The organism is Streptomyces sp. NPDC059695, from assembly GCF_042733785.1.
GTDB lineage: Bacteria > Actinomycetota > Actinomycetes > Streptomycetales > Streptomycetaceae > Streptomyces.
Genome location: NZ_JBHWFF010000007.1, coordinates 5,048 through 19,021, shown reverse-complemented (window position 1 = coordinate 19,021; position 13,974 = coordinate 5,048). Strand labels below are relative to the sequence as shown.

Genomic DNA, 13,974 nt, shown 5'->3' with positions numbered 1-13,974 from the left:
CCGGCCCGTCCCCGACGAGGAGATCCGCGATGAGCCCCACCCCCCTGCTGACCATCGGATGGACCGACCACGTGACCGGGCGCCGGGGCCACCTGGTGGTCGACCGGCTGGTGCGCGGGGTGGCCAGCGGCGGGCTGCGGATGCGGGAGGGGTGCACGGCGGAGGAGGTCGCCGGGCTGGCCCGGGGCATGACCATGAAGGAGGCCCTGCACTACGACCCGTCCGCCCGGTACGTGCCGCTGGGCGGCGCCAAGGGCGGCATCGACTGCGACCCGCGCTCCCCCGAGGCGTACGGGGTGCTCGTGCGGTACCTGCGCGCCATGCGGCCGTACGTCGAGCGGTTCTGGACCACCGGGGAGGACCTCGGGCTCACCCAGGACCTGGTCGACCGGGCGGTGGCCGAGGCCGGCCTCGTCTCCTCCGTGCAGGCCGTCTACCCGCTCCTGGAGGACGAGGCCGCGGCCCGGAAGCGGCTCGCCGACGCGTTCGCGATCGAGGTGGACGGCATCGGGCTCGACGAGCTGGTCGGCGGCCTCGGGGTCGCCGAGTCGGTGCTCGTCGCCCTCGACCGGGCCGGACGGCCGCACGCCGGGACCCGGGTGTCCGTGCAGGGCCTCGGCACCATGGGCGGGGCGACCGCGCGTTTCCTGGCCCGGGCCGGACTGCGGGTGGTGGCCGTCGCCGACGTGCGGGGCACGATCACGAACCCCGACGGCCTCGACGTCGAGGCGCTGCTCGCCGCCCGGGACGCCCACGGGGCCGTCGACCGCACCGCCCTGCGGCCCGGCGACCGCGAGGAGCCGGGGGACGCCTGGCTCTCGGCCGACGCCGAGGTGCTCGTCCCGGCGGCCGTCTCGTACGCGATCGACGGCGCGAACCAGGCCCTGATCACCGCCCGCTGGATCGCCGAGGCGGCCAACATGCCGGTCCTGCCGGAGGCCGAGGAGGCGCTCGCCGCGCGCGGGGTGACCGTGCTGCCGGACGTGGTCGTGAACTCGTGCACCAACGCCTGGTGGTGGTGGACGCTCTTCGGCGACGTCGAGGCCGACGCGGACCAGGCCTTCGACCGGGTACGGCGCTCGATGCGGACGCTCGTCGGCGGGATGCTCGACCGGGCGGAGGCGGACGGCGTCAGCCCGCGCGCCGCGGCGCACGCGCTGGTGGACGAGCGACTGCCCGTCATCGCCGAACGCTACGGCTGGTACTGAACCCACCACGCGCCGCAGCCGTGGACGATCATGCTCTTGTCATGTGCTGTGTAGGCTGCACCGCGTGGCGAGAGTGCGGTTGAGCGTGGCCGAGCGGCGGGACGAACTGCTGGGGGCCGCCGTCGAGCAGATCGAGGCGCGCGGAGTCGCGGCCGTCCGGATCTCCGACGTGGCCGCCGCCCTCGGGGTGAGCAACGCGCTCGTGCTCTACCACTTCTCGTCGAAGGAACAGCTGGTCGCCGCCGCCTTCGCGCACGCCGCCGAGGCCGACCTCGGCCAGCTGGGACGGATCCTCGGACGGCGCTCCACGGCGGAGCGGCGGCTGCGGGCCGCGGTGCGCTGGTACGCCCCGACAGGCCAGGCCAAGGGCTGGCGGCTGTGGATCGAGGGCTGGGCGGCCTCGCTCCGGGACCCCGAGCTGCGCCGGGTCGCCGCCTCCCTCGACCAGGAGTGGAAGGCGGCCCTGACCCGGGTCATCGAGGAGGGGGTGACCGCCGGGGAGTTCCGCTGCGCGGACCCGGCCGCGGCGGCCTGGCGGCTCACCGCCTTCCTGGACGGCCTCGCCGTCCAGACGACGGCCTACCCCGGCTCCCTCTCCCGCGGCGCGATGCTCCGCTGGGCGGACGAGGCCCTCTCCCGCGAACTGGACCTCCCGGCGGAGCGCCCCGCGGAACCCGCCGCAGACGGACGACAGGCACCGACGCCGACACAGACACAGACACCGGCATCGGCATCGGCATCGGCATCGGCATCGGCATCGGCACCGGAGGATGCCCCCGGGTCCGACGGCGCGCGGCCGGGCGGCGGCGGTCGGGGTCCCGCTCGGAGCGGCTCGCCGACCGGCCCTCGTCAGACCAGCTCGTAGACCGCCGAGACCGTGACCTGCTCCTCGATCTCGCCCGGCGCCAGCGGAACGCCCGGTTCGTCCGCGGAGACGCCGGGGGCCGCGCCCGGGCCCGGGCGCACGGACTCGCCCTCGCTCAGCGAGACGAGCCGGCCGAGCCGGTGACCGCTCAGCCGCGCGTGCTGCGAGGCCTTGTCGTACGCGTCCCGGTAGGCCGCCTCGCGGGCCTTGGCCCGGAGCGCCGAGGGGTCGGCGACGTCGAAGACGACGCCGTTGACCCGGCCCGCGCTCCCCGTGGCGTCGTTCACCGCGCCGACGACCTGGCCGGTCCTGTCGATGACGCGGACCTTCACGGAGAAGGACTGCGCCGCCTGATAGCCCGTGACCTTGCTCTCCCCGTCCTTGGTCTGGGTGTAGACCGGGGTCAGCGAGAGGCTGTCGGTGCGGATGTCCCGGTCCTCGATCTCCTGCCTGCGCAGGACGTCGAGCAGCGCCTCGGCCGCCGTGCTCTGCGCCGCCATCGCCTCCTTCGCCGTCGGCCGGGCGGCCTCGACCCCGACCGACAGGAGCGCCAGATCGGGCGCGGCGGAGGCACGGCCGTTGCCCGTGACGGTGACCGTGGCGGTGGCCGGGACGGTGTCGCGGAGGGCGGTCCGCGCGGGCGCGGCGGCCAGGGCCGGCGCCGCGGTCCCGGTGAGGAGGCCGCCGAGCACGGCAGTGGCGGCGAGCAGTCGGGCGGTACGGGCGGCGCTGGGCCGGCGGATCGTCACGGGCGGTCCCTTCGGGGCTGGGGGTGCCGGGTCTCCGGCGGGCACATCCCAGCACCCGGCGCCGCCGCCTCCCGCGCGCCACTCCTGACCGGCGGCTCCCTTCACCTCTCCGCACCAACCGTGCCCTGCCCCGGGCAGGGTGCTCAGGTCTGGACGAGCGGCTCGTACACCTCGGGCCGGAGCCCGAAGGTCCAGGCCACGCCCTCCCGCGCGGTCCTGGTCGCGGGCGGCACCCGCAGCCAGTAGGTGCGGTGGGTGCCGTCCGGCTCGGGCGTGGAGTTGACCACCTCGACCATCACCACGTCCTCGTCGTCGGCGAGTTCGATCCGCCAGAGCACACCCGTCTCGTCACTGTGCGCGTGCCGGGCTCCGGAGGCGGCGAGGTAGCGGTCGTAGCCGTAGTACTCCAGCATCACGCGCCGCAGTTCGGCGTTCTCCTCGTCGCGGATCCGCGCGGGGGTGAGTCCGGCGAGACCGGCGAGGAAGGCGGCGGACACCGCCATGCCCCGCCAGGCGTGCAGGGCGAAGCCGTCGGGGAAGGCGAGCGCGGGCCCGTCGCCCCGGTCGAGGCGGCCGGCCTCGTCCCGGTGCAGCTCGACGGGGCGCTCGCAGACCACGACCGCGTGCTCGTACGGCCACCACCAGCCGGCGTGCCCGGCGACGGCGGCGAGGCCGGCCAGCCGGTCGCCGTGTCCGTCGAACGCGGCGAGCCAGGCCGCGTCGTGCTGGCCGAGCACGGCGTCGAGCAGCAGCAGCCGCACCTCGGCCTCCCCGGCCCCCGCCGCCTCCCCCGCTCCCGCGACGTCCGCGGCCGGGCCCGACGCCTCCGCCACCCCCGCCCGTATCCGGTCGGCGAGGCTCCGCGTCCGGTCCCACAGGTGCGCGCCCGTCGCCTGCCAGTGCGCCGCCCAGCCGGCCGGGCCGAGCGCGTCGTGGAGGCGGCGGCGCTCCTCGGCCCACGGCCGGGTGCGCACCTCGTCCCGTACCGAACGGCCCCGGTCCGCCAGGTGCCGTACGAGCGTGACGGCGGCGAGCGGCGAGTCCGCCCACAGGACGCGCTCCGGCTCGGCGAGGCCGGCCGTGCGGTACGCGAGCCGGACGCCGGCCTCGGCGGCGGCCCGGTCGGCGGGCCCGGTGGCGGCGGCGACGGCCCGCCACCTGTCCGCGGCGGTGGTGCGGTTCATCTCGATCTCCCCCATGTCCTTCACTTCTCTCCTGCGGACGTCAGTCCGCGACGATCCGGTACGCGCCGGGCACGTACTCCCGCTGCCGCACCACCCGGTACCAGCCCCTGGGGAGCGGTATGGGCGCGTGCTCCTCGTGCACCACCCGTCCGCCCTCGGGCAGTTCGAGCAGGAGCGGGCCGAAGGGCCCCGGTTCCGGCACGAGCCGGCCCGGGCCCGGGATCGCGTGGGCGTGCCCGGTGACCTCGCCGAGGGCGAGGACCAGGCGCCCCCGGGCGTCCCTCGGCTCTCCCGCCGCCCCCTTCACCCGCTCCGGTACCGCCGCCTCCGCGACGGGCACGATCAGCACGTCTCCCTGCCGGTACATGGCTCTCCCCAACCCGTCCGGCACGTGCGGCCGGACACGAGAACGACGCTAGGACCCACCACTGACAATCGATCCGGAAGCGCCCCGGCCGGGGGTGTTGTCGGTGCCGCTTGGTACAACTCTCTCCATCAGCCGACCCACCCCGACCGTTGTCTGGAGCGCCGCCATGACCGTTGGCACCTACCTGCAGGAATTCCACGGCCTGCCCGTGTTCGACTTCCCGGGCGCGGACGCGCAGGTCGAGCTGCCCGGGACGGACGCGGTCGCCTGGCGGATCTCCGCGCCGACGTACTCCGACCCCGGGGACGAGCTGTGGGGGCCGCGGTTCGAGCGGTTCCTGAAGACGGTGGACACGGGCCGGGTGCGCGCGCTGGTCGTCGGCGGCTGGGACGAGGCCTACGAGAACTCGTCCGCCGACATCGTCACCGCGCTGATCGGCGCGAACAACCGGCTGACGGGCCTGGAGGCGGTCTTCCTCGGCGACATGACCGGGGAGGACTGCGAGATCAGCTGGATCATCCAGTCCGACGTGACCCCGCTGCTCGCCGCCTACCCGGGGCTCCGGGAGTTCGGGGTGCGCGGCGGCTCGGAGCTGGCCTTCCCGTCCATCCGGCACGAGGGCCTGCGGGCCCTGGTCGTGCAGACCGGAGGTCTCCCCGCCGACGTGGTGCGCGGCATCGTGGGCAGCGACCTGCCCGCCCTGGAGAAGCTGGAACTCTGGCTCGGCACCGACGAGTACGGCGGCGACAGCACCCCCGACGACCTGGCGCCGCTGCTCGCCGGCACCGCCTTCCCCGCCCTGCGCGAGCTGGGCCTGTGCGACAGCGTGATCCAGGACGCCGTGGCCGCCGCCGTCGCGGGCGCGCCGGTCGTCGCCCGGATCGAGCGGCTCGGCCTGTCCATGGGCGTGCTCACCGACGAGGGCGCGGCGGCCCTCCTCGACGGGCAGCCGCTGACCCACCTCACCCACCTCGACCTGTCCCACCACTACCTGTCGGCGGCGATGGCCGAGCGGGTCCGCGCCGCGCTCGTCCCGCACGGCGTGACCGTCGACCTCGGTGACGCGCAGGTGGCGGAGGACGACGGCGACGGGGACGTCTGGCGCTACGTCGCGGTCGCCGAATGACCTCCGGCCCGCGCCTCGTGGTCGTCGGCGATCCGGCGGGCCGCCGCGTCGCGTTCTTCCAGGACGCGCTGCGGACCGCCGGGCTGCCCGGGGCGCGGGCGGTGTCCTGGCCGGACGTGCTCCGGGGCCGGGCGCGGTTCGCCGGGGGCGAGACGGTGCGGCTGGATTCCCCCGGTGAGGACCCGGAGGCCGACCTGCTCCTGCGCGGGGTCGACGATCCGGCCCGGGTCGAGGGCACCGGCCGGTGGTACGGACGGTTCACCGCCGCCGTGGCGGACCTCGGCCGCTGCGTCGCGGAGGCGGGCGCCGTCCTGGTCGACGACCCGTCCGAGCTCGCCGTCCTGTTCGACAAGCGGCTGGGGCACGGCCTGCTCCGGGCGGCCGGTGTCCCGGTGCCGGAGTCGCCGACCTCGGGACCCGGCGCCCCGGTGGTGCGCGGCTGGGCGGACGTGCGGGCGCTGACCGCCGGGGCGGGTCTGCGCCGGGTGTTCGTGAAGCTCGCGCACGGCTCCTCCGCCTCGGGGGTGCTCGCGGTGGAGACGAACGGCGCGGGCCGGGTCCAGGCGACCACCTCGGTGGAGCGGGCGCCCGACGGGCGCCTCTTCAACTCCCTGCGGGTCCGGCGCTACACGAGCGAGCGCGAGGTCGCCGCGATCGTGGACGCCCTCGCCCCCGACGGTCTGCACGTCGAGCGCTGGGTGCCGAAGGCGACCCAGGGCGGCCGGGCGGCCGATCTGCGGGTGGTGGTGGTCGACGGGCGTGCCACCCACGCCGTGCTCCGCACCAGCCGTTCCCCGATGACCAATCTGCACCTGGGCGGCGCCCGGGGCGATCTCGGCGCCGCCCGGGCGGCGATCGCCGCGGCCGGGGGCCGCTGGGAGGACGCGCTCGGGGTCTGCGAGCGGGCCGCCGCCGTCTTCCCGGGCACCCGGTGCGTGGGTGTCGACCTGCTGCCCGCGAGCGGCTGGCGGCGGTTCGCCGTGGGCGAGGTGAACGCCTTCGGCGATCTGCTGCCCGGCCTGACGGGCCTGCCCGGCGGCGGCGCCGAGGGACTCGACACGTACGGGGCCCAGGTGGCGGCGCAGTTCCCCGGCTCCACCTCAGGCCTCTCACCCCTCACGTACCCCTCTCGCACCACAGGAACGAGCACCCCGTGAACCAGCCCGACATGAACGCGATCGTCGGCAGCCACGACCTGCTCCTGGTCACCCTCGACACCCTCCGGTACGACGTGGCGGCCGAGCTCGCGGCGGAGGGCCGCATCCCGAACCTGGCGCGCCACCTCCCCGGCGGCGTCTGGGAGCGGCGGCACGCGCCCGGGAGCTTCACGTACGCCTCCCACCAGGCGATCTTCGCCGGCTTCCTGCCGACCCCGGCGGCGCAGGGACCCCACCCCCGGCTGTTCGCGGCCCGTTTCGCGGGCAGCGAGTCGACGGCCGGCGGCACCTGGGTCCACGACTCCCCTGACATCGTGTCCGCACTGGCGGGCGCGGGCTACCGGACGGTCTGCGTGGGCGGCGTCGGCTTCTTCAACAAGCAGCCGCCGCTCGGCTCCGTGCTCCCCGGTCTCTTCGAGGAGAGCCACTGGGAGCCCTCCTTCGGCGTCGCCTCCCCCCGCTCCTTCGAGTCCCAGGTCGCGTGTGCCGAGGAGGTCGTGGCCGGGCTGCCGCGGGAGGAGCGCCTGTTCCTCTTCGTCAACGTGTCGGCGCTGCACCAGCCCAACTGGTTCCATCTGCCGGGCGCGACCCGCGAGGCCGGCGACTCCCGGGAGACCCACGCGGCGGCCCTGGAGTACGTCGACCGGCACATCGGGCGGCTCTTCGCCGCGATGAGCCGCCGCCGCCCCTGTTTCGCGATCGTGTGCTCCGACCACGGCACCGCGTACGGCGAGGACGGCTTCACCGGGCACCGGCTGGGCCACGAGGTCGTGTGGACCGTGCCGTACGCGCAGTTCGTCCTGGCCGGGCCCGAGGGCGGGGTGGCGGCATGAGCGCCACGACCCGCACTTCCCCGAGCGGCACCGCCCGCCCTTCCCCGGGCGACACCCCCCGTCCGTACCGGAGCTACGTCTACGCCTATCCGCACAAGACGGCGTACCGCGCGCTCCCCGGGCGCCCCGGTCTGGCCGCGCTCTGGGCCGGGGAGCCGAAGGACGCGCTCTCCCTCTACGCGCACATACCGTTCTGCGAGGTCCGCTGCGGCTTCTGCAACCTCTTCACCCGGATCGGCGCCCCGGACGAGCTGACCACCCGCTATCTCGACGCCCTCGACCGGCAGGCCGCCGCCGTCCGCGAGGCCCTCGGGGACGCGTCGCCGGTGCGGTTCGCGACGGCCGCGTTCGGCGGCGGCACGCCCACCTTCCTCACCGCCGCCGAGCTGGAGCGGCTGTGCGACATCGCCGAGAGGCGGACGGGGGTGGACCTGCGGGCGGTGCCGCTCTCCGTGGAGACCTCCCCCGCGACCGCGACGGCCGACCGGCTCGCGCTCCTGGCGGACCGCGGCGCGACCCGGCTCAGCATCGGCGTGCAGAGCTTCGTGGAGGCGGAGGCGCGGGCGGCGGTCCGGCCGCAGCACCGCGCGGACGTCGAGGCGGCGCTCGGCCGGATCCGGGACACCGGGGTGCCGGTGCTCAACATCGACCTGATCTACGGCATCGACGGGCAGACGGAGAGGTCGTGGCGGGTGTCGCTGGACGCGGCCCTCGCCTGGCGGCCCGAGGAGCTGTACCTGTATCCGCTGTACGTGCGCCCGCTCACCGGCCTCGGCCGGATCCAGGACCCGGCGGCGGCCGACCGCGCGTGGGACGAGCACCGGCTCCGGCTCTACCGGTACGGCCGGGACCACCTCCTGGCGCAGGGCTACGAGCAGGTGTCGATGCGGATGTTCCGCCGGGCGGACGCCGGTCCCGCCGGACCGGACGACTACGCCTGCCAGACGGACGGCATGATCGGCCTGGGCTGCGGCGCCCGCTCGTACACCTCGGCGCTGCACTACTCCTTCGACTACGCCGTGGACATGCGGGAGATCCGCTCGATCATCGACGCGTACACGGAGACGGAGGACTTCTCCCGCGCCGAGGTGGGCCGGGCGGTGGACGCGGACGAGGCCCGGCGGCGTCATCTGCTGCAGTCGCTGCTCCAGGCCGGGGGCATGGAGGTCGCCGGGTACGAGGAGCGGTTCGGGTCCTCGCCGTTCGCGGACTTCGGCCCGGAGCTCGCCCGGTTCGAGGAGTACGGCTGGATCGCGGACGCCCCGGCGGGCCTGCTGCGGCTGTCCCCCGAGGGGCTCGCCCACTCGGACGGGCTCGGCCCGGAGCTCTTCTCCCCCGCCGTACGGGCCGCGATGGCCGCGTACGAGACGAAGTAGGCGGCGACCGTGGACCTCACCGTGCTCTACCGGGGGCCGCTCGCCTCCTGCGACTTCGACTGCCCCTACTGCCCCTTCGCCAAGCGCCGGGACAGCCGCGAGCAGCTGCGCGCGGACCGGGCCGCCCTCGAACGGTTCACCGGCTGGGCGGCCGCGCAGACCGGGGACCGGCTGCGGATCCTGTTCACCCCGTGGGGCGAGGGCCTCGTCCGCTCCTGGTACCGGCGGGCGCTGGTCGAGCTGTCCCGGCTGCCGCACGTGGAGCGGGTGGCGATCCAGACCAACCTGAGCTGCCGGACCGAGTGGCTGGCCGACGCGGACCCGGAGAGCGTGGCCCTCTGGTGCACGTACCACCCGGGGCAGACGCCGCAGGAGCGGTTCCTCGCCAGGTGCCGGGAGCTCGCGGAGCGGGGCGTCCGGTACAGCGTCGGGGTGGTCGGTCTGCCCGAGCACCGGGAGGACGCCCGCCGGCTGCGGGCCGCCCTGCCGCCGCACGTCTACCTCTGGGTGAACGCGGCCGAGGGGCACACGTACACCGACGCGGAGGCCGGGGGCTGGACCGAGCTGGACCCGCTCTTCCCGTACAGCCGGCATCCGCACCGCTCGGCGGGGCTGCCCTGCCGCACCGGCGAGTCGGTGATCTCGGTGGACGGCGAGGGGACGGTGCGGCGCTGCCACTTCGTCAGGGCCGAGCTGGGGAACCTGTACGACGGCTCGTACCGCGCCGCCCTGCGTCCCCGCACCTGCCCCCTCGCCCTGTGCGACTGCCACATCGGCTACGTCCACCTGGAGACGCTGCCGCTGTACGACGTCTTCGCGGGCGGGGTCCTGGAGCGGATCCCGGCCGCGCCCCCGGCGGGCGGGGCCTGAGGCCTACAGCGGCATGAGATCGGGGCGCTTCGCCTCGACGTGGTCGCCCGAGCTCTCGCCGCGCAGCCGCCGCCCGATCCAGGGCACCAGGTACTCCCTGGCCCAGTGGATGTCGTCGCGGCGCACCTCCAGCGTGCCGCGCGGCGGGACCGGCGGCCAGGCCTGGTCCGGGTCGGCGGGCACCGGCAGGCCGAGGACCTGGGCGGCGCGCAGCGCGACGCGGGTGTGTCCCTCGGCCGACAGGTGCAGCCGGTCGTCGTCCCAGGCGCGCCGGTCCTGGACGGACCTCAGCGACCACAGGTCGAGGACCGGGCAGCCGTAGCGGTCCGCGATGGCCCGGACGTGACCGTTGTACGTGGCGATCCTGCCGCGCAGGTGCTTGAGGAGGGTCACGCCCCGGGTGTCGAAGCCGGTGGTCACCATGACCGTGCCGACGGCGGAGGTGAGGTCGGCGACGGCGCGCTCGAAGCGCTCGGCCACCTCGTCGGGGTCCGTTCCGGGGCGGATGATGTCGTTCCCGCCCGCGCAGAAGGTCACCAGGTCGGGGGCGAGTTCCTTCGCCCGGGGGACCTGTTCCGCCACGATCTGGTCGAGGAGGCGCCCGCGTACGGCCAGGTTGGCGTAGCGGAAGGCGTCGTGCTCCGGCAGCTGGTCGGCGAGCAGGACCGCGAAGCGGTCCGCCCAGCCGACGTACGTCCCGTCGGGCCCGGGGTCTCCGACGCCCTCGGTGAAGCTGTCACCGATCGCCGCGTACGACCCGAATGCGTTCTTGTCTGTTGATCTCGAATCGTCTGCCACGGGAGCACATCCTTCACCTTTGGTTGTGACCTACGCGACCGTAAGGAGGGGTTGACGGCGGGTGACATATGCCACCGATAAAGATTCCGCCAAGCCGGAATACGCCGGAGGCCCGGCACAGGTGTGCCGGGCCTCCGCTGCCGAGAGGTGCCGCAAAGGCGCCGAAGGGCGCCGATGGTGCGTCAGATGCTCACGCCGTGCGAGCGCAGGGCCGCCAGCGGGTCGATGTCGGAGCCGTACTCCGGACCCGTCCGGATCTCGAAGTGCAGGTGCGGGCCGGTGACGTTGCCGGTCGCGCCGGAGAGGCCGATCTGCTGGCCGCCGGTGACGGTCTGGCCGGCGGAGACGGAGATCGAGGACAGGTGGGCGTACTGCGAGAAGGTGCCGTCGGCGTGCTGGATGACGACCTGGTTGCCGTACGCGCCGCCGTCGCCGGCGGAGTAGACGGTGCCGGGGCCGACCGCGACGACGGTGGTGCCGGTCGAGGCGATGAAGTCGACACCGGTGTGGTAGCCGGAGGACCACATGGAGCCCGAGGCGTGGTACGGGGTACCGAGACCGCCGCTGACGGGCGCGACCCAGCCGGAGGAGGAGGTCGTGCCGGCCGAGGAGGACGACGCCGGGGCGGACGCGGTGGCGGCCTCGGCGGCGGCCGGGGCCGAGGAGCGCTCGCTGCTCCGCGAGGCGCGCGGGGTGTCGCCGTTCTTGCCGGAGCTCTCCGCGCTCTTGTGCGCGGCGGGCTTCGCGGTGCCCTTCGCGCCGAGGGTGAGCTTCATGCCGGGCAGGATCAGCGAGGGGTCCTCGCCGACGACCTGACGGTTGTCCTGGTAGAGCTTCTGCCAGCCGCCCCGGACGTGGTGCTCGGCGGCGATCTTCGACAGGTAGTCGCCGCGGACGACGGAGTACGTCTTCGGCGCGGCCTTCGTGCCGGCGGGCGCGGCCTCGACGGCGGCGGCCTTCACCTGGGCGACGGCGGGCGCGGCGACCGGGGCGGCCTGCTCGGCGGCGTGGGCGCCGGTGGCTCCGAGGAGCGGGAGGGCGACGACGGCGCCACCGGTACCGGCGGCGGCGATGCCGCGGGTCAGACGGCTGGACTTGACGCGGCGGTGCTTACCCTTTGCGGGCATGGCGAATTCCTCTCCGGCGCCTGCGAGGTGAGCTGTCGGGTTCGGACTGGAGATGTCCGGCCGCGTTCGCACGCGACTTCACCCCGAGCCGTCCTTCTTCGAGGGATCGGCGTAGTACCTGGGTCCCCCGCTCCTGCCTCGTACGGGTGAGTGTGGATTCCGGTCGGTGGCAGGATTCGGCGGTCCGTCCGGAGTGAGCGCGACGCTAGACGAGTGGGGTCGGGGCGAACAAGCCGCGGTTTTCACGCGCTCCGGAATCGCGTGATGTCCGGCCGGAATTCCGGTCACCCTCCGTGGATGACGGTCCCTCGATCGCCTTTTCCCGGGGGGTATTTGGAAAAGACGATCAGGCACGGTCCGTCACGGTTATGACGCTGCTCACGCGCCGATCCCCATCTCCCCTACAACCGGGGCGGGTTACCCCTAACATCCTAATCCGGACAGATCACCCATTCCCGCCCGAGGGGGTGCGTGCCCGGCTCCGGGAAAGAGATGATTGCCCCAGGAACCGATCTACAGAACAGGAGCAGCCGTGACGCAGCAGCTGCCACAGGTCCAGCCCGCCGGCGACGCCGAGCCCGAGCTCGCGGGGGTCCGCAACTTCCGGGACGTGGCGGGCCTGCCGACGACGGACGGGCGCGCCGTCCGCCCCGGCCGCCTCTTCCGCAGCGGCCACCTGGCCCACGCGACGGAGGGCGACGCCGCCTTCCTCGCCTCGCTCGGCCTGCACACGGTCTTCGACTTCCGCAACGAGTCGGACCGGAAGGTCGAGGGCGCGGACGTCGAGCTGCCCGGCGTGCGGAACGTGAACATACCGCTCAGCGACCCGGCCGACGGCAAGGAGTTCTGGAAGCTGGTGCGCGGCGGCGAGATCGCACAGCTCCGGGAGGTCCTCGGCGACGGCAAGGCGGCCGCCCGGATGACCGAGTCGTACCGGAGGATGATCGTCGAGCGGACCGCGGAGCACAGCCGGATCCTCCACTCCATGGCGGAGGAGAGCGTCCCGGCCCTGATGCACTGCGCGGCCGGCAAGGACCGGGCCGGACTCGGCATCGCGATCACCCTGCTCGCGCTCGGCGTCGAGCGGGAGGCGATCGAGGCCGACTACGTGAAGTCGAACGACCCGCACCGCCGCTACAACGTGCGCCGCAGCTCCGTCGCCCCGGACGCGATGTCGCCCGAGGTGATGGAGCTGCTGAGCCCGCTCTTCGACGCGCGGGTGGAATACCTGCGGGCCGCCTTCGAGGCGATCGAGGCGACCTGGGGCTCGGTGGACGCCTACCTGACCGAGGGCCTGAAGCTGGCCCCGGAGACGCGCGAGCGGCTGCGGCAGCGGCTCCTCACGGAGGCGTGACCGCCCGGAGGGCTACTGGTTCTGCCCGCCGAGCGTGAAGAGCAGGTAGAGGAAGCCGGCGAAGAGGTGACCGGCCACCAGATAGGCGAAGAGGCGGAGCACGAGCCCCTTGGGGAACTTGCCCTCACCGCGCTCTTCGCCGGTGACAGGTGCAGACTTCTCGGACATGTCGGTCCTTTCCTGAAGAATCGTCATGGAAGGTCAGCGTCGATGCGGCGTCCCGTCGCCGAGGCACAGCTCGGCGGCGGGGCTCTGCATCAGGGTGTGGACGAAGAGCAGCTCGGCCCCGCCGGCCGTGGCGGCGCCGATCCGGTGCGGGGTCAGCGAGTCGAAGTGCGCGCTGTCCCCGGGATCGAGCACGTGGACGGCCTCGCCCAGCGCGAGCCGCACCCGCCCCTCCAAGACGTGGATCCACTCCTCGCCCGGATGGACGCGCACGATGTCGGCCCGGGTGGCGTACGGCACGTGGACCCGCAGGCACTGGAGCGCGCGGCCGGCGCCGCCCGCCTGGCGGTAGATCCAGCCGTCGGCCTCGACGGGCTCGGAGCGGCCGGCCCGGACGACCGGGTCACGCTCGGGCGGCGCCTCTCCCAGGAGCTCTGAGACCGTCGTACCGTAGATGCGGGACAGGGCGAGCAGCATCGGGAGCGAGGGCTGCCGGTTCCCCGTCTCCAGGCGCGAGAGGTGGGCCGGCGAGAGCCCGGCCCGCTGGGCGGCGGCCTCCAGGGTGAGTCCCCGGCGGCGGCGCAGGGCCCGCAGCTGCGGGGCGACGTCGGGCAGGACGCCGGGGGTGTCGGGGTCCGGGGAGGTCTCCCCGGGGACGTGGTCCATGCGTCCATTCCGCCAGAATCGTGGGGGGGGGGGACGAAGATGGGATAGGGAGGCGACAAACTGGACGGCGGAGGGGGGGCGCGGAGGGGGGGGGGTGGGGCAGGACGGCGGGGGCGAGGAGGAGAAGAG

Annotated in this window: 14 protein-coding genes, 1 pseudogene and 1 riboswitch; of the genes and pseudogenes, 8 read left to right on the top strand and 7 right to left on the bottom strand. The window is 74.5% G+C overall.

Going from position 1 to position 13,974, the window contains the following annotated elements; genetic code table 11:
• Positions 1–29 precede the first annotated feature (29 nt).
• Positions 30–1,208, top strand: coding sequence for a Glu/Leu/Phe/Val dehydrogenase dimerization domain-containing protein (locus tag ACFV2S_RS10910; RefSeq protein WP_385556303.1), 1,179 nt, complete (start codon positions 30–32; stop codon positions 1,206–1,208).
• 64 nt (positions 1,209–1,272) lie between these two features.
• Positions 1,273–1,869: pseudogene (locus ACFV2S_RS10905) on the top strand (TetR/AcrR family transcriptional regulator); the annotation flags it as partial.
• A gap of 188 nt (positions 1,870–2,057) precedes the next feature.
• Here ACFV2S_RS10905 and ACFV2S_RS10900 read toward each other — a convergent pair.
• The 3 genes from ACFV2S_RS10900 to ACFV2S_RS10890 form a co-directional block, all read right to left on the bottom strand.
• Positions 2,058–2,822, bottom strand: coding sequence for an SIMPL domain-containing protein (locus ACFV2S_RS10900; RefSeq protein WP_383795998.1), 765 nt, complete (start codon positions 2,820–2,822; stop codon positions 2,058–2,060).
• A gap of 143 nt (positions 2,823–2,965) precedes the next feature.
• On the bottom strand, positions 2,966–4,021 hold the full coding sequence (locus ACFV2S_RS10895; protein WP_385556301.1) for a DUF6745 domain-containing protein: 1,056 nt from the start codon (positions 4,019–4,021) through the stop codon (positions 2,966–2,968).
• A gap of 25 nt (positions 4,022–4,046) precedes the next feature.
• Entirely contained in the window at positions 4,047–4,373 is a 327-nt protein-coding gene (locus ACFV2S_RS10890; RefSeq protein WP_385556299.1) for a hypothetical protein, read from the bottom strand.
• 166 nt (positions 4,374–4,539) lie between these two features.
• On the opposite strand from ACFV2S_RS10890, the gene ACFV2S_RS10885 reads away from it, so the two are divergent.
• From ACFV2S_RS10885 to ACFV2S_RS10865, 5 genes are read left to right on the top strand one after another with little or no spacing between them, the layout of a single operon-like run.
• Positions 4,540–5,499: an STM4015 family protein gene (locus ACFV2S_RS10885; RefSeq protein ID WP_385556297.1), complete on the top strand. Its 960-nt coding sequence runs from the start codon at positions 4,540–4,542 to the stop codon at positions 5,497–5,499.
• Positions 5,496–6,656: an STM4014 family protein gene (locus ACFV2S_RS10880; protein ID WP_385556295.1), complete on the top strand. Its 1,161-nt coding sequence runs from the start codon at positions 5,496–5,498 to the stop codon at positions 6,654–6,656. The genes ACFV2S_RS10885 and ACFV2S_RS10880 overlap by 4 nt, the downstream gene beginning before the upstream one ends.
• Before the next feature lie 11 nt (positions 6,657–6,667).
• Positions 6,668–7,489, top strand: a complete 822-nt coding sequence (locus ACFV2S_RS10875; protein ID WP_385556712.1) for an STM4013/SEN3800 family hydrolase — start codon at positions 6,668–6,670, stop codon at positions 7,487–7,489.
• Entirely contained in the window at positions 7,486–8,865 is a 1,380-nt protein-coding gene (locus ACFV2S_RS10870; protein ID WP_385556293.1) for an STM4012 family radical SAM protein, read from the top strand. Before ACFV2S_RS10875 ends, ACFV2S_RS10870 begins: the two co-directional genes overlap by 4 nt.
• A gap of 9 nt (positions 8,866–8,874) precedes the next feature.
• The gene (locus ACFV2S_RS10865) at positions 8,875–9,735 is read left to right on the top strand and encodes an STM4011 family radical SAM protein (RefSeq protein WP_385556291.1); all 861 of its coding nucleotides are present in this window, start codon (positions 8,875–8,877) and stop codon (positions 9,733–9,735) included.
• Between the two features lie 3 nt (positions 9,736–9,738).
• On the opposite strand, the gene ACFV2S_RS10860 is transcribed toward ACFV2S_RS10865, so the two are convergent.
• Both ACFV2S_RS10860 and ACFV2S_RS10855 read right to left on the bottom strand, forming a co-directional pair.
• Complete coding sequence (locus ACFV2S_RS10860) at positions 9,739–10,533, bottom strand: SGNH/GDSL hydrolase family protein (protein ID WP_383797310.1); 795 nt, start codon at positions 10,531–10,533, stop codon at positions 9,739–9,741.
• Positions 10,534–10,715: 182 nt separating this feature from the next.
• Positions 10,716–11,660, bottom strand: coding sequence for a peptidoglycan DD-metalloendopeptidase family protein (locus ACFV2S_RS10855; RefSeq protein WP_385556289.1), 945 nt, complete (start codon positions 11,658–11,660; stop codon positions 10,716–10,718).
• A 4-nt stretch (positions 11,661–11,664) separates the two neighbouring features.
• Positions 11,665–11,852: riboswitch (cyclic di-AMP (ydaO/yuaA leader) on the bottom strand.
• 340 nt (positions 11,853–12,192) lie between these two features.
• Here ACFV2S_RS10855 and ACFV2S_RS10850 point away from each other — a divergent pair.
• A complete protein-coding gene (locus ACFV2S_RS10850; RefSeq protein WP_385556287.1) occupies positions 12,193–13,014 on the top strand; it encodes a tyrosine-protein phosphatase in 822 nt (273 codons plus the stop codon).
• 12 nt (positions 13,015–13,026) lie between these two features.
• Here the strand turns inward: ACFV2S_RS10850 and ACFV2S_RS10845 are convergent, their stop codons facing one another.
• Complete coding sequence (locus ACFV2S_RS10845; RefSeq protein WP_352023281.1) at positions 13,027–13,182, bottom strand: DUF6126 family protein; 156 nt, start codon at positions 13,180–13,182, stop codon at positions 13,027–13,029.
• 33 nt (positions 13,183–13,215) lie between these two features.
• The gene (locus ACFV2S_RS10840; RefSeq protein WP_385556285.1) at positions 13,216–13,845 is read right to left on the bottom strand and encodes a helix-turn-helix domain-containing protein; all 630 of its coding nucleotides are present in this window, start codon (positions 13,843–13,845) and stop codon (positions 13,216–13,218) included.
• Positions 13,846–13,974: the final 129 nt, after the last annotated feature.

Excerpts from the sequence above, each read along its gene's own strand:
- ACFV2S_RS10885 (WP_385556297.1), top strand. The coding sequence starts at position 4,540 with ATGACCGTTGGCACCTACCTGCAGGAATTCCACGGCCTGCCCGTGTTC.
- ACFV2S_RS10880 (WP_385556295.1), top strand. The coding sequence starts at position 5,496 with ATGACCTCCGGCCCGCGCCTCGTGGTCGTCGGCGATCCGGCGGGCCGC.
- ACFV2S_RS10870 (WP_385556293.1), top strand. The coding sequence starts at position 7,486 with ATGAGCGCCACGACCCGCACTTCCCCGAGCGGCACCGCCCGCCCTTCC.
- ACFV2S_RS10855 (WP_385556289.1), bottom strand. The coding sequence starts at position 11,660 with ATGCCCGCAAAGGGTAAGCACCGCCGCGTCAAGTCCAGCCGTCTGACC.
- ACFV2S_RS10875 (WP_385556712.1), top strand. The coding sequence starts at position 6,668 with ATGAACGCGATCGTCGGCAGCCACGACCTGCTCCTGGTCACCCTCGAC.
- ACFV2S_RS10840 (WP_385556285.1), bottom strand. The coding sequence starts at position 13,845 with ATGGACCACGTCCCCGGGGAGACCTCCCCGGACCCCGACACCCCCGGC.
- ACFV2S_RS10845 (WP_352023281.1), bottom strand. The coding sequence starts at position 13,182 with ATGTCCGAGAAGTCTGCACCTGTCACCGGCGAAGAGCGCGGTGAGGGC.
- ACFV2S_RS10910 (WP_385556303.1), top strand. The coding sequence starts at position 30 with ATGAGCCCCACCCCCCTGCTGACCATCGGATGGACCGACCACGTGACC.
- ACFV2S_RS10895 (WP_385556301.1), bottom strand. The coding sequence starts at position 4,021 with ATGGGGGAGATCGAGATGAACCGCACCACCGCCGCGGACAGGTGGCGG.
- ACFV2S_RS10890 (WP_385556299.1), bottom strand. The coding sequence starts at position 4,373 with ATGTACCGGCAGGGAGACGTGCTGATCGTGCCCGTCGCGGAGGCGGCG.